Consider the following 14,488-nt stretch of genomic DNA (forward strand, 5'->3'; position numbering starts at 1 on the left):
ATTTCTTTGACTTAGCCCCTCCCGGTGCCGCCATCTATCTCCAATGTCAAAACTTAGCCTGGTCTCAAGTGCTCCCTCGCTCTTGCCGGATGCAGTGTCTCCCGGTCGTCTGGTAGGACGTCTTCTGGTTGCTGCCGCGCTCTGCCTCGGAAGCCTCTGTCCCGCGCACGCTCAGAAGGCCACCGAATCCCTGGTCTACTCCTTTGCCGGAACCACGGACAGCCAGGTCCCAGCCGCGAGCCTCATCCAGGCCGGCGACGGTCAGCTCTACGGAACTACCATCGGAAACTTCTTCACAGACTATGGCTCCGTCTACAAACTCGGCCTGAATGGTGCATACACCACCGTCTACAAATTCGGCGGCATCACGGACAGCGCCACGCCCTTCGCCCCGCTCTACCAGGCCGCGGACGGCAACCTTTACAGCACGACCTACGGCAATCTTCTCTTTGGCACTGACGGAACCGTCTTCTCCATCACTCCTGCCGGAAAGCTGACGACACTCTACAGCTTCACAGGAGCGACCGACGGTGCCAATCCTGAAGGCGGCCTCGTCCAGTTGAGTGACGGCACCTTCTTCGGTGCCACTCCCAATGCAGCCACAGGCTACGGAACGCTCTTCCAGATCGGCACAGCCAAACCCCTGACTACTCTTATCTCCTTCAACAAGTTCAACGGTGCAGGCGCAATTGCAGCCCCCGTAGAGGGAACCGATGGCAACTTTTACGGCGTAAGCGGGGTCGGCGGAGCCAGCGGCTTCGGTTCCATCTATCAACTCACACCGTCCGGAACGCTCACACCGATCTACAACTTCACCGGCCTGGGCGACGGAGCCTCCCCCTTCGGCCCGCTGATCGAGGGCCCGGACGGCAACTTCTACGGCGCAACAGGAGCCAACGGTACAGTCAAGGGCGCGGACAAGAACGGCACCATCTTCCGCATCACTACCGCTGGCGTCCTCACCACCCTGCACGTCATGAACCCAGCCACGGATGGATCGAGCCCCCTGGCTCTCTTTCTCGGCGGCGACGGCTTTCTCTACGGCAACACGACATCCGGCGGCGCCAACAGCGACGGCACCATCTTCCGCGTAAGCCTCACCGGCACCTTCACCAAGCTCTACGACTTCGCCACCGGTGATGCCACCGCCCCCCAGATGGGTCTCGTCCAGGCCAGCGACGGAACCTTCTGGGGCTCCGGTTCCTCAGGCGCTGCCAACAGCCTCGGCGGAGTCTTCAAACTCACGCTCTCCCCAGCTCCGCCCGCACCCGTTACCCTCACCGCCTCAGCCTCCACCATCAGCCTTGGAGACCCCGTCACCCTCACTTGGACCGTCACCAACGCCTTCTCCAACACCATGCGCCGCTGCAACGCGTCCATCTCGCCCGCGCCCGCATCCGCCGCCGGATGGTCCGGCACGCAGCCCGGAAAGTTTGACTCCACCACCAATCTCTGGAGCGGCTCCACCACCATCACGCCCGCCTACCCCGGCGTCTACACGTACGGCCTCACCTGCGGCGGCACAGAATCCACCACAGCCACCATTACCGTAGGCAACGCGGCCGCGCTCACCATCACCACGCAGTCTCCGCTCTCCACCGCTTACATCGGCGTCCCGTACGCTCAGACCATCGGCGTCAGCGGCGGCGTACAGCCTTACACCTTCGCCGTAACGGTAGGCTCGCTGCCCGCCGGCCTAGCGCTCAACCCCACCACCGGCGCAATCACCGGCACACCAACCCTCACCGACTCCAGCGACTTCACCGTCAAGGTCACGGACTCGGACGCCGCCGGCGCATCCTCCGCCACTGCGAACCTCTCCATCGCGGTCCTGCAACCCCTCAAGCTCGTAACATCCTCGCTGCCTGACGGACGCCTGGGAGTCGCCTACTCCCAGCAGTTGACCGCCTCAGGAGGAACCGCCCCCTACCGCTACACACTCTCCCCCGGCAGCGCCCTTCCGGCCGGCCTCACCCTCTCATCCGGAGGCCTTATTTCTGGAATACCCACTGCCGCCGCAACCAGCAACTTCGCCGTCCTCGTCTCTGACTCCGGCTCGCAGTCCATCTCTGCAAATCTCACCCTCACCATCGACCCGTTGATCACCACCACCGGCAAGCTGACCCTCACCCCCGCAGCCATCAGCGTCGGCGGCACCACAACCGCCTCACTTACCATCACCGCGCCCGCCGGCTCTCCAGCCATGACGGGAACCGTGCAGTTCACACAGAACGGCCAGCCCATTGGCTCACCCGTCGCGCTCACCAATGGCACCGCATCCCTGACGACCCCGGCCTTCACCACCACCGGCACCGTAGCCGTAACGGCCTTCTATAGTGGCGACGCCAACTTCCTCGCCCTCGGCTACCCCTCCGCGAACCTCACCGTCAGCGTCGCGGCCCAACCCGCACTCGTCATCGCTCCCGCTGTAGCCACGGTAGCAACCGGCGCTGATGTATCGGTGACCGCAACCCTCGCCAACTTCGCTTCAGGCGCAGCCGTAACCATGGCCTGCAGCCACCTCCCCACCGACGTCACCTGCTCCTTCTCAAACGTCACCACCACCTCCGCGACCATCACCATCCACACCTCCACAACCTCCGCCGCCCTCGCGCCTGAACCCAGGACCGCCACCAGCGAGCTGATGCTCTGCGCCCTGCCCGGAGTCATTCTGCTCGGCCTCGCAGGACGCCGCAGACGAAGGTCGTTGCATCGTCTCCTGATGCTCTCGGTCGTGACCCTCATAGGCCTTTCCATCGCAGGCTGCGGCAGTCACACCACCATCGACCACGCCGGCACCGGAACTTCCGCCATCACCGTCACCGCCACCGCGGGCGCCCAGACTGCAAGCGCACAGCTCTCCCTGGTGGTTCATAACTAAGCCGCCCGCCGCGCCGCCGCTCACGGATTCGATACCCATCACGCACGGAACAAGTTGGAGAGGACTGCCCATGATTCGCAGCTCATTTGAAGTTTCCACCATCGGCATGCGGCGCATCGCCCGCGCCATGATGGCTGCCGCCCTGCTCGCACTACCCGCCGTCTCACTCGCCCAGACCGCAGTACGAAACCTCGTCACCTCCCCGGTCGATAACGCCATCCGCAGCACGCTCCACGGCTCCACGCCACCGCTGGTCCGGCTCTCGCAGGATCACGGCGCGCTCCCGGACTCCACTCCCGCCAACCGCATGCTGCTCGTCCTCAAGCGCTCTGAACTCCAGCAAGCCCAGCTTGACCAGGCCCTCGCCGACCTCCAGAACCCTCACACCGCCAGCTATCACCACTGGCTCACGCCGGACACATTCGCCACCCGCTTCGGTCCCACCGACGCCGATATCACCGCAGCCAATACCTGGCTCACCAGCCAGGGCTTCGCCATCAACAAGCTCTCCAAGGGCCACACCGCCATCGAGTTCTCGGGCACCGTAGCCCAGGTCCGCAACGCCTTCGGCACACAGCTCCACAGCTACACCGCCCCGGACGGCCGCGCCTTCCACGCCAACAACACCGATCCCCAGATCCCCGCAGCTCTCGCGCCCGTAGTCGCAGGCGTAGCAGCGCTCAACAACATCCCCGCCCAGGCTTACTCGCACGTCGTAGGCCAGGCAAGGTTCGACGCCAAGACTCACGCCGCCACGCCAATCAACTCCGCCAACTGGACCTATCCCGTCTCCACCGGAGGCGTCTACCTCGTCACCGCACCCGGCGATCTCGCACTCCAGTACGACATCAACCCCCTCTACACCGCGGGCAACAAGGGTGACGGTGAGATCATCGGCATCGTCAGCCAGGCCGGCGTAGACAACACCATGGTGGCCAACTACCGCAAGCTCTTCGGCCTCTCCACCACCAACCTCCCCACTGAGATCGTCGACGGCTTCGACCCCGGCATCAATGGCGACGGCGCAGGCATTGAAGCAAACCTCGACGTAGACGTTGCAGGCTCCACCGCGCCCAACGCATCCCTCTACGTCTACACCGGTTACGACACCCTCGTCAGCCTCGGCCTCTTCAACGCCGCCATTCGCGCCGTCGATGACAACCGCGCAGACGTCATCGGCATGAGCTACGGCATCTGCGAGCCCACGCTTGGCCTCGCCGGCAATCTCCTCTTCAACCAGCTCTGGGCACAGGCCGCTGCACAAGGCCAGACCGTCATCGTCTCCTCCGGAGACAGCGGCGGAGCAGGCTGCGATAACGGCCAGTCCTCCGGCTTGCACGGCCTTTCCGTCAACGGCATCACCTCCACCCCCTACAACCTCTCCATGGGCGGCACAGACTTCTACTACGCCGCATACGGCAGCAGCGGTCTCGCCGCCACCGTCAATAGCTACTGGAACAAGACCGCCTCGCCTTCCCCCAGCACCAGCATCCTCAAGGTCATCCCGGAGCAGCCCTGGAACGATGCCTTCGGCCTCAATGCCGGCGGCCCACCCACCACGGGCACGATCGCCGCAGGCAGCGGCGGCCCCAGCAGTTGCGTCAGCGGAGTCTCAGCCCCGCCAACCGTAGGATCATCGGTAGACAGCTTCATCTCCTGTGCTGCCGGAACGCCCAAGCCCTCCTGGCAATCCGCGCCCGGCGTCCCCACGGACGGTGTACGCGACATCCCCGACATCAGCCTCTTCGCCGCCAACGGAGCCAACTACAGCTTCTATCCCATCTGCGCCGTCGCCGGTGACTGCCTCGCCTCCACCGTCGATCCCACCACCGGTGCCATGCAGATCACCGGCGTCGGCGGAACATCAGCCTCCACGCCCCTCATGGCCGGCATCATGGCCCTCATCGACCAGTCCCTCAAAGGCCGCCAGGGCAACATCAACTACGTCCTCTACTCCCTCGCCAACTCCACCCCGGCCGTCTTCCATGACATCACCGTTGGCAGCAATAACGTCAACTGCACCCAGGGCACGGCCAACTGCGCCCTCGATAAGAACGGCTTCTACTCCTACTCCAACTACGCGGCAGGGAAGGGCTATGACCTCGCAAGCGGTCTAGGCTCCATCGACGTAAACGCCCTCCTCACCAACTGGTCCAAGGCCACCTTCGCCACCACCACCACGTCTCTCTCCGCCTCATCCATGAGCTTCACCCACGGCTCCCCCACTATCCTGACCTCGGTCGTCTCCTCGACCACAGGAACCCCCACCGGAGTCGTCTCGCTGGTCGCCACCAGCACAGCCTCGCCGCAGACGGGATTCGGCACGATGGGTCTGTCGAACGGCACCGCCCAGTCCACCCTCACCTCGCTGCCCGCAGGCACCTATCAACTCCTCGCCCAGTACGGCGGCGACGCCACCTACGGCCCCAGCATCTCTGATCCCGTCACCATGACCGTCACCCCGGAGAACACCAGCCTCGCCGTCTCCGGCCTCTACTACGGCGTGACCAGCACCGGCGACACCGGCCCTATTCTCCCTATCTCCAACAACATGACCTCGCTCTACGGCAGCTTCTTCTTCATCGACGTAAAGCTCTTCGGCTCATCCTCCACCGCGGCCGCACCGGGCGGTCTCCCCTCCGGCATCGTCACCGTGCTCGATAACGGCAAGACCGTCACCACCCTCCCCACCTCTACCTCCGGCTTAGTCGAACTCCAGACCGGTTCGCTTGCCGTCGGCACCCACGCTCTCACCTTCGCTTACAGTGGCGATGGCAGCTTCAACGCCGCCACCTCCACGCCCTTCAACATCATCATCACCCCCGGCGTTCCGCAGATCAGCTTCGCTTACTCCGTTCCTGCGGGCATGCCCATCGGGGCCATCCTCAACGTTCCGGTAGAGGTCTCGAGCTCTGCCGGCCAACTGCCCCTGACTGGATCGTTGACGATCACCTTCGGCTCCCAGACCAGGACCATCTCAAACCTGCAGCAGTCCAGCTTCGGCGGTCTCTCGTCCATCGGCTACGGCACCGTCACCTTTGACACCAGCACCGCCGGGACCTTCACGCTGGATGCCTCTTACTCCGGGGATTCAAATCTCGCGCCCGTCGCCCACGCCTACAATCCAACCTCCGTCACCATCCTGAAGAGCGCCCTCACGCCGACGATCACGACCCTCACCATGAGCGCCAGCACCATTGGCCCCAACCAGACCATCAACGCCATCGTGAAGGTCACCGGCGGTGCCACCGCCCCCACCGGCTACCTCGCCCTTTTCCAGAACAGTAACTTCCAGACCATCCTCGTACCCCTGGACGCCACCGGCTCAGCCGTCATTCCCGTCAAAGACACCGCAATCCTCGGCAACGGCAACGTGCAGTTCCTCGCCAGCTACGGCGGTGACAGCTACAACTCGGCCAGCATCTCCAACGTCCAGGTCGTCGCCGCCAACACCGGTGAGTTCTCCCTCACCGTCTCCCAGCCCGCCGTCTCCATGTCCGCCGGCACCACTGCCACGTCCATGGTCGCCGTCGGCGCACCGTACGGTCTGCGACTCAGCGGCACCGTCGCCCTGAGCTGTGCCGTCTCCTCCCCAGCGCTCGCCTGCTCACTCTCGTCCTCCTCCCTTACCCTCCCCACCGACGGAGTCTCCGTCGCCAACTCCACCCTCACCATCACCTCCCAGGCCGGCACCGTAGCCGCCCTCCAACCTCACCCCGGACTTCCTCTCTCGATCCTCGGCGGCTCGGGCACCCTGTTAGCCCTCTGCATGATCGTCCTGCCCTCAGCCCAGCGCAAAAAGCTCCCCGCCATCCTCGCCATCTTCCTCCTGGCAGCGGCCTTGTGGCCCACCGCCGGCTGCGCCACCACCACCACGACCACCAATCAACCCCCCGTCAACACGGCATCCTCAAACGCCGGAACCTACACCGCCACCGTGACCTCCACCTCCGCCGGCATAACCAAAACCCTGCTCGTCAAGGTGGTCCTCAAGTAAACTGCCTCCAACCATGACCGCAGACGACTTCAAACGAATCGCCCTCAGCCTACCCGGCGCGGAAGCAGCCCAGCACATGGGCTCGCCTGACTTCCGCGTCGGCGGCCGAATCTTCGCCACCCTCGCCCACCTCAACCTGGGTTACGGCAACCTCATGCTCGACCCCCAGCACCAGCAGGACTTCCTCGCTGAAGCCCCAGACCTCTTCCTCCCCGTAAAAGGTGCATGGGGTCTCAAAGGCGCAACCCACATCCGCCTCGCAGCAGCCAATGAAGCCGTCCTCACCGGAGCCCTCCAAGCCGCATGGAAGCTCAGACTAGCCCGCAATAAAGGAACGCCTCGCCCCAAACCCTCATCCAACCACGGATGAGAACCATCACCCTTGAAGAGCACTTCGTCACCGACTCCTTTCTCCGCGCCACCGGCGCTTACGACAAACCCGCTCCCCCCTGGCTCGCCCAGCTCCAGCCCAAGCTCCTCGACCTCGGAGACGGCCGCATCGCCGCCATGGATGAAGCCGGCATCGACCTCCAGGTCCTCTCCCTCGCCGCCCTCGGCTTTGACGCGCTTGACGCCGCCACCGCCACACCCCTAGTCCATGACATCAACGACGAGCTGGCCGCCGCCGTTCGCGCCAATCCCACCCGCCTCGCCGCCTTCGCTTCGCTCGCCCTCAAAGACCCTCAATCCGCAGCCCGGGAGCTCGAACGCGCCATCCAGAAACTAGGCTTCCGCGGCGTCCTCCTCGACGGCACCACCGACGGCCTCTTCCTCGACGACCCCCGCTTCACCCCCGTCTTCGAAGCCGCCGTAGCCCTCAACGTCCCCATCTATCTCCACCCCGCGCCGCCCCCGGAGTCCGTCTTCGACACCTACTTCACCGGCCTCCCCGAAGGTGTAGGCCAGATGCTCTCCATCGCCGGCTGGGGCTGGCACGCCGAAACCGCGCTCCACACCCTCCGCCTCATCACCAACGGCGTCTTTGACCGCTACCCCACCCTCCAGCTCATCATCGGCCACATGGGCGAGATGCTCCCCATGGCCCTCGCCCGCACCTCCAAAGCCCTCTCCCACGCCGCCAGGCTCCGCCAGCCCGTCGCAGCTTACTTCCAATCCAACATCCACCTCACCACCAGCGGCTACTTCACCCAGCCCCCCCTGCGCTGCGCCCTGGACGTAGTCGGCATAGACCGCCTCATGTTCTCCATCGACTACCCCTTCAGCGCCAACACCCTCGGCCGAGACTACCTCACCGAACTCGAGCAGACCCTCACCCCGGAAGACCTCGCCAAGCTAATCCACCGCAACGCCGAGTCCCTCCTGAATCTTTCTTAGCCTTCAAAGGTCGAGGCCTTCTTTCATGTTCACTCGCCCGGTGCAGACCTTGGAAGAACTCGTTGTCAGTTATGCTTGAGCTTGCTTGGGTAGCCATCGCGTTTGGAAAAGCCCGGTAGTCCTTACCACTCAAGAGTACCGCCCACGCGACCCGCGCCAGCTTGTTCGCCATCGCGACAATCAACACGTTCTTCGGGCCCTCGTCTCCAGCGCTGTCATCCATCCACACAGAGCGATGCGGTCTCGCTTCGATCTCAGCACCACTGCCCGTGCTCCATGCACCAGGATCTTGCGAAGATAGCAGTTGCCGCGCTTGCCGATCCCATATAGCTTCGCCTTGCCGCCAGTCGAGTACTGCCTCGGCACCAGACCCATCCAAGCCGCGAACTCTCGCCCCTTCTGGAAGGCTGTCCCGTTGCCAATCGAAGCGATGATCGCGGTTTCCACCAGCGGCCCGATACCCGGGATTTGACGCAACCGGATGCAAGCTGCATCGATCGAAGCGATCCGTTTCACTTCATCGTTCCTCTCGACGATCTGAAGCTCCAGATCCTTCCACTCGCTCCGCAACATTGCGACCAGGTTCCGCATTCTCGAGGTGAGGTTCTCGCTCGCGTTCTCCAGCACCTCGGGGATCGCTTCTCTCAAGCGGATCGGGCTCTTCGTGAACACCATGCCGCATTCTAAGAGTAAGGCACGAATCTGGTTGATTACAGAAGTTGATGAGTTGCTTCTGGATAACTTCTTCTTAAACCGCACCTAGCCGTTATCGCCAAGGGCTACAAGATGAAAGGTTGTCTTACCAAGGTCAATGCCTACCGAACGAATCTGCATAGCGAAGTCTCCTGAAAGAACCTGCCTACAAGATGACTCACCCTTCAGTGAGAGATCAAGCGGCGCTCCATCTCAGTAACACCGTTTTATTTAACGAGTGACATAGAGGTAAATGGAGTCACCCGCACGCGATCCATCGGGTCTTCATATGTGGAGCGTTGCAATGTTGTCGCGCACAAGATGAGCTAGCGCAGGCACAACTTGGAGCCGTCCTGCGGAGCCCTTCAGCGCCCTGTTGCATACCGCATCCATTGCGATCACCATCATTAATCCACCCTTGCTTCACCTGCACTCAGGGAGTCAGCCCCTTGAGCCGGCTCCCTTCTTTTTGCAAGCTCTAGAGTAATCAACCGAAGCGACCACCCACCCCTACCAGACCTTGCTGACCACAATCTGAGGCCGCGCGCCATGCCCGTCGACCGCCTCGGTTTCGATGATCACCTCAAAGTTCGCATTCCCCTGGGCGATGGCACGGATCGATTCGAACTCAGGCGACGTCAACAACTTGCCCGCAGCCTGCGTACCCTGCGAAGAGATCCCCGCCACCACCACCACGGGCTCCCCCGTCAGCCGGCTGGTGAAGCGTGCCACAATCCCGTAGTCGTGAGCGATGCGCTTATGCGGCATATCGATGTCCACCGTCCAGCTCTTCGCACCGCCTGAGCTGGAATCGAGAATCCGCCCCGTCCGGTGATCCGGAGCCTCCTCAAAGACGAACGGCAGGTCCCGCATCAGCCGGATCGTCCACGCGTTATCGAGCGCCCCAATCAGAATCGCCGGCTCCGTCTGCAACTGATCCAGCGCCACCTCGGAGGACGACACGAACTGAAAACGCCGCCCTTGCCGATCGATCTGGCTGGCAATGCGCGCCCCGATGTCGGTGTCCTCAAGAGACAGATTCGGTGACACAGAAACACTCCGTCGCTGAGTCTCGGCGTCCTTAATATTGTCGCTGCCGATGACGGGCATCACGATCAACGCACGCTCGGAGTTCGCCATGAGGCCGGACCAGAACTGATCCTGTGGCGTATGTGACTGCTTCCACATCCGCTGGATCAGCGCTCCGGTCACCCCCACCAGAAGAACGCCTAGCGTCCCGGCGACCAGTGGCCAGCGCAAGCCGCTCAGGCGCTGCCGCCCAGTCCCCTCGGGCAGCTCCTGGACCGCTTCAACAGGAGTCTCACCAGCCGGCGTAACGGCTTCGGCTAAGTCAGCTTGCGGCTGCTCTGCCTGATCAGCAGCCGCGGCATCCTCCCGCACCGACCTCCGGAACCGGGGCAGATAAGACCCCGGCGGCAGCTCGATGCGGATCTCGTCGCTATGTCCGTCCTCGTAGTAGTACTGCGCCAGCTTCTTCCGCAGCTCGGTAGCGGTAACCCGCACGATGGGATCGGAGTTGTTGTCGTAGTCCGGCTTGCGCCCAAAGACCTCGATCCCGACGGTCCGTTCCTTGGTCGATCCCTGCCCGCCCTGCGCAAGTGAAGTGTCGACGATGTACCGCAGAAAGATAGGCAGACGCTTGCTCTGGTGAAAGAGCGGGTGCTCCAGAATGCGCTCCACCTGCCGGTCAATATCCTCCCGGTCCTTCGCGTTCATAGGTTCCGGCTCGACCGCCAACTTAGTCACCGCCCTGCCGCTCTCCACCATCGCATGCCTCTTGAAGCCTGTATTATACAGGCCCTTCCCGACGTGCGTAGCGGCAGTAAGCCATTGATAAAAATGGCCTTAGCTTCAGGACGAGAAGCTGCGCAGGGTACGTACTGTAATGCACGCTTCGGACGGTCCTATCAGCCGGTTAGAGTGTGCGGCGTTGCATAAGTAATCAAAAACGCGTCGCGAAAGGCAGCAGCCTTCGCCAGACGCGTTAGATCACAACCCGCATACGCCGGGTGCATCAGGTCCCCTTGGAGGTTTTGTGAAGCAGATCGTCTCAAACGTACGGCAGCATCGATTCGGCTCAGTCAAACTACAGGCAGCCGGGCTGACCTTAGGGCTCGGCTCTCTCTTGTCAACGCCCATCCTCCTGGCTGGATCGGCAACCGCCTTGGCGCAGAACACAAACGCCACTATCCGGGGTCAGGTGCTGGACCCCGCCGGCGCCCTGGTGCCTAACGCCACCGTCGTCATCGTCGAAAAGAACACCGGCGTCACAGCCTTCCGCGGCCCCACCGATTCAGCCGGTGTCTTCGTCGCCCCGCAGGTCATCCCCGGCACCTACACGATCACCGTAACGGCCACCGGCCTCAAAGCTGCGGTCATCGACAACCTCATCGCCAGCGTCGCACAGGTCGCCAATGTAGATGTGAACATGCAGATCGGAGCAACCTCCGAGGTCGTCACGGTCCAGGCCAAGGGAGAACAGTTGGCAACCAGCACCTCCGATATCTCCACCGCCATCTCCCCCGAAGACGTCCAGAACATCCCCGTCGTCGGTCGCACGGTCGAGTATCTCTTCGCCCTCGTCCCGGGCGTCACCCACGGCGGCTCGGGAGACACCCCCTCAACCTCCGCGATTTCGTTCAACGGCAGCCGCTCTCTCAACTCAGAGATACTCCTCAACGGCGTCTCGATGATCGTCGCTTCCACCGGCGCTCCCGTCGCCCTGCCTTCGCCGGACGGTATCGACCAGGTACGCATCTTCACCTCAAACGCCCCCGCTGAGTACGGGCGCACCTCAGGCGGCGTCGTCACCGCCAACTCAATCTCCGGCACGAACGTCTATCACGGCAACGCCTACTTCCTGATCCAGAACGAAGCACTCAACGCGAACTCTTACTTCAATAAGCTGACGCTGGTCAACGGGGCGGTGATTCCTCGCGCACGCGACCGGTTCTTTCAGGCGGGCGGCTCGCTCGGCGGCCCCGTCTGGATTCCGCATCTCTATGACGGGCATAACAAGACATTCTTCTTCGTGAACTACGACCGCACGATCTCCAATGCACCAACACTGCTATCTCTCACCGTCCCAACCGCCGCCCAGCGCACCGGAGATCTCTCCAACGCGCTTGCGACCACCGACGCACTCGGCAGAGCACGTACAGCGCAAAGGATCTTTCAACCAACCGGCGTAAACTCTCCTGCCTTCACCAACAACCAGATCAGTCCCATCGATCCCGCGGCCGCCAGAATCTTAGCGCTTCTGCCTCTGCCCAACACCCCGGGCACCTATGACGCGACCAACAACCGGTACACCGGGAACTGGACCTCGCAACAAGCGCCAGTCAACGATACCCTCCGTCTCGTCGCCCGGCTGAACCAGCAGATGACGACCGCCGACCGCATCAGCCTGAATCTGTACCGTTACAACTCCTCCGCGCCAAACCCGGTGTACTACAACAATCCGCTCCTCAATTCCACCTTCGATTGCACCTGCAGCAATGCGTGGCTGCCGTCGATCGACTACACCCGCGTCTGGAGCCCCTCGCTGGTGATGGACCTCAACCTCGGTTACTTCCGCAACGTCGTCATCCGCAACCCACCCGGAGCCGGTCTGAACGCCAAGCAGCAGACCGGCATCGCCTCCCTGCCGCTCGATCAGATGCCGGAGCTGACCTCCCCTGGCTTCAGCAACATCGGCTCCGATACCAACACCGATCAACTGAATACCACCAACACCTTCACCCCCTTCGGCTCGGTAACCAAGACCGTGGGTCCGCATACCTTGAAGTTTGGCGCGTCGCTGCGCAAGAATCAGTTCAACTCCTTCAACCCCTCCGGCAATCCGGAAGGAACGCTCGCCTTCAGCGGAACCCTTACCAATCACGGGACTACGGGCAACGCCAACACCGGTCTTGCCGACTTTCTCCTGGGCAAGATCACCACCGGCAACTATCAGCTCCCCATGCCGGAGACCGGCCGTCGCAACTACAGCCTGGGCGTCTTCGCGCAGGACGACTGGAGAGCCACCCCGCGGCTCACCATCAACGCGGGCCTTCGTTACGAGTATGAATCGCCCATGACGGTCAGCAAGAACATCTACACCCGCTTTGATCCGAACTCAGGCCAGTTGCTTGCAGCCGGCCTCAACGCCTCCAACTCGCTCAACATCAACACGCCCAAGATCGACATCTCGCCGCGTTTTGGCCTGGCTTTCAGCGTTGACGATAAGACTGTGATCCGCGCCGCATTCGGCACCTTCTACGGCACCGTCTTTCAGAACCTCGGAGGACAGGTAGCCTTCCCCGGCTACGACGTGGTCGATTCGTACAACAGTCTTGGAACCGCCGTCGGTCAGCCCTTCTCGCTCTCGCAGGGCTTCCCTCTGAACGCCACGCGCGACCTGAAGAATCCATTTGCCGCGCTCGTAGGCGCGTCAGCCTCCAACCCCTTCACCATCTCCGGAGTCTCCTTCAATCAACTGAATCATCTATCGCTGGTACAGCAATGGAACCTGGGCGTTCAGCGCAGGCTGCCGCTCTCTCTCATCCTGGAGGTCAACTACGTAGGCAACCACGCCCTGCACCTGCCGTATGTGATCCCGGTCAACATCGTGCCGTTCGGTCTATCGGACGCAGTCACCCAGACCAACACCACCACCGCAACGCAGAACGCCAAACCCTTCCCCACCCTCGGCAGCTTCACCGTCACCAACGATGTAGGCAACTCCAATTACAACGGACTCCAGGTGACCCTGCGCCGTCAGTTCAACACCCAGCTTGCCATCCTCTCCAACTACACCTTCGCCAAGAGCCTGGATGATGGCAGCAGCATCTTTGCCAACGGAGTCCCCAATGGAACGGCCAACCCGCAGTACATCGCGGACCCTGCCCTTCGGCGGCAGGACTACGCGGTCAGTAACTTCGATACCAAGCACACCCTGAACATCGCGGTCGTGTACACGACTCCCGGACCCAAGTGGCTGCACAACATTGTGATCTCGCCCATCTTCTACGGCCACACCGGCCTGCCGCTCAACATCACTCAGACCAACGAGGTCCCCAACGCCTCACAGCAACGGCCCAACGGAGATAGCTCGCGTCTTAAGCTCGCCCACACCACCCTCAACGGCTCAGCCTTGCAATATCTGGATAACCCTTCGATCGACAAGACAGCCTTCCCGCTCACTCCCACCGGCCCCATCTACTCCACCATCAACGGCGTTCGGACCCGCATCGTTGAAACCGGCCTGGGCAACGTTCCTCGGGACTCCATCCGCGCCCCCGGCGAGGTTGAGTTCGATGCATCCGTCTCCAGGTCGTTCACGGTCTACAAAGCGGTCAAGTTCCAATTCCGCGTAGATGCCTTCAACGTCCTCAATCACACCAACCTCTCTCCTCCCAGCACCTCACTCACCGTCACGGCCGTCGGCACCGCTGCCAGCTTCGTCAACAGCTCAACCTTTGGCGAAATCACCGCCGCACGCCCCACCAGAAGACTTCAGGCACTCGCCCGCTTCACCTTCTAGGGCCATTCACCACATACAGCCAGAAAAAAGAGAAAGC

The 14,488-nt window shown here is 62.5% G+C and carries 7 protein-coding genes; 5 read left to right on the top strand and 2 right to left on the bottom strand.

Translation table 11 applies throughout. The features are described from left to right. Nucleotides 1-94: 94 nt before the first annotated feature. The 4 genes from ACIX9_RS27485 (at nt 95) to ACIX9_RS20065 (ending at nt 8,213) form a co-directional block, all read left to right on the top strand. Entirely contained in the window at nt 95-2,881 is a 2,787-nt protein-coding gene (locus ACIX9_RS27485; RefSeq protein WP_198152232.1) for a beta strand repeat-containing protein, read from the top strand. Nucleotides 2,882-2,951: 70 nt separating this feature from the next. Then, nucleotides 2,952-6,878, top strand: coding sequence for a protease pro-enzyme activation domain-containing protein (locus ACIX9_RS27490; protein ID WP_013572917.1), 3,927 nt, complete (start codon nt 2,952-2,954; stop codon nt 6,876-6,878). Nucleotides 6,879-6,891: 13 nt separating this feature from the next. Next, nucleotides 6,892-7,248, top strand: a complete 357-nt coding sequence (locus ACIX9_RS20060) for an MmcQ/YjbR family DNA-binding protein (protein ID WP_013572918.1) — start codon at nt 6,892-6,894, stop codon at nt 7,246-7,248. Further along, nucleotides 7,245-8,213 carry an amidohydrolase family protein gene (locus tag ACIX9_RS20065; protein ID WP_013572919.1) on the top strand — a complete coding sequence of 323 codons (969 nt, stop codon included), beginning with the start codon at nt 7,245-7,247 and terminating at the stop codon, nt 8,211-8,213. Before ACIX9_RS20060 ends, ACIX9_RS20065 begins: the two co-directional genes overlap by 4 nt. Before the next feature lie 180 nt (nt 8,214-8,393). On the opposite strand, the gene ACIX9_RS20070 is transcribed toward ACIX9_RS20065, so the two are convergent. Together ACIX9_RS20070 and ACIX9_RS20075 are read right to left on the bottom strand one after the other, a co-directional pair. Further along, the gene (locus tag ACIX9_RS20070; protein ID WP_049789456.1) at nt 8,394-8,888 is read right to left on the bottom strand and encodes an IS110 family transposase; all 495 of its coding nucleotides are present in this window, start codon (nt 8,886-8,888) and stop codon (nt 8,394-8,396) included. A 528-nt stretch (nt 8,889-9,416) separates the two neighbouring features. After that, entirely contained in the window at nt 9,417-10,673 is a 1,257-nt protein-coding gene (locus tag ACIX9_RS20075; protein WP_157478168.1) for a hypothetical protein, read from the bottom strand. A 289-nt stretch (nt 10,674-10,962) separates the two neighbouring features. Here ACIX9_RS20075 and ACIX9_RS20080 point away from each other — a divergent pair, with 289 nt between their 5' ends. Then, the gene (locus ACIX9_RS20080; protein WP_013572921.1) at nt 10,963-14,451 is read left to right on the top strand and encodes a TonB-dependent receptor; all 3,489 of its coding nucleotides are present in this window, start codon (nt 10,963-10,965) and stop codon (nt 14,449-14,451) included. Nucleotides 14,452-14,488 lie beyond the last annotated feature (37 nt).

The organism is Granulicella tundricola MP5ACTX9, assembly GCF_000178975.2.
Lineage (GTDB): Bacteria > Acidobacteriota > Terriglobia > Terriglobales > Acidobacteriaceae > Edaphobacter > Edaphobacter tundricola.

Coding starts and splice junctions, on each gene's coding strand:
- ACIX9_RS27490 (WP_013572917.1), top strand. CDS start 2,952: ATGATTCGCAGCTCATTTGAAGTTTCCACCATCGGCATGCGGCGCATC.
- ACIX9_RS20060 (WP_013572918.1), top strand. CDS start 6,892: ATGACCGCAGACGACTTCAAACGAATCGCCCTCAGCCTACCCGGCGCG.
- ACIX9_RS20065 (WP_013572919.1), top strand. CDS start 7,245: ATGAGAACCATCACCCTTGAAGAGCACTTCGTCACCGACTCCTTTCTC.
- ACIX9_RS20070 (WP_049789456.1), bottom strand. CDS start 8,888: ATGGTGTTCACGAAGAGCCCGATCCGCTTGAGAGAAGCGATCCCCGAG.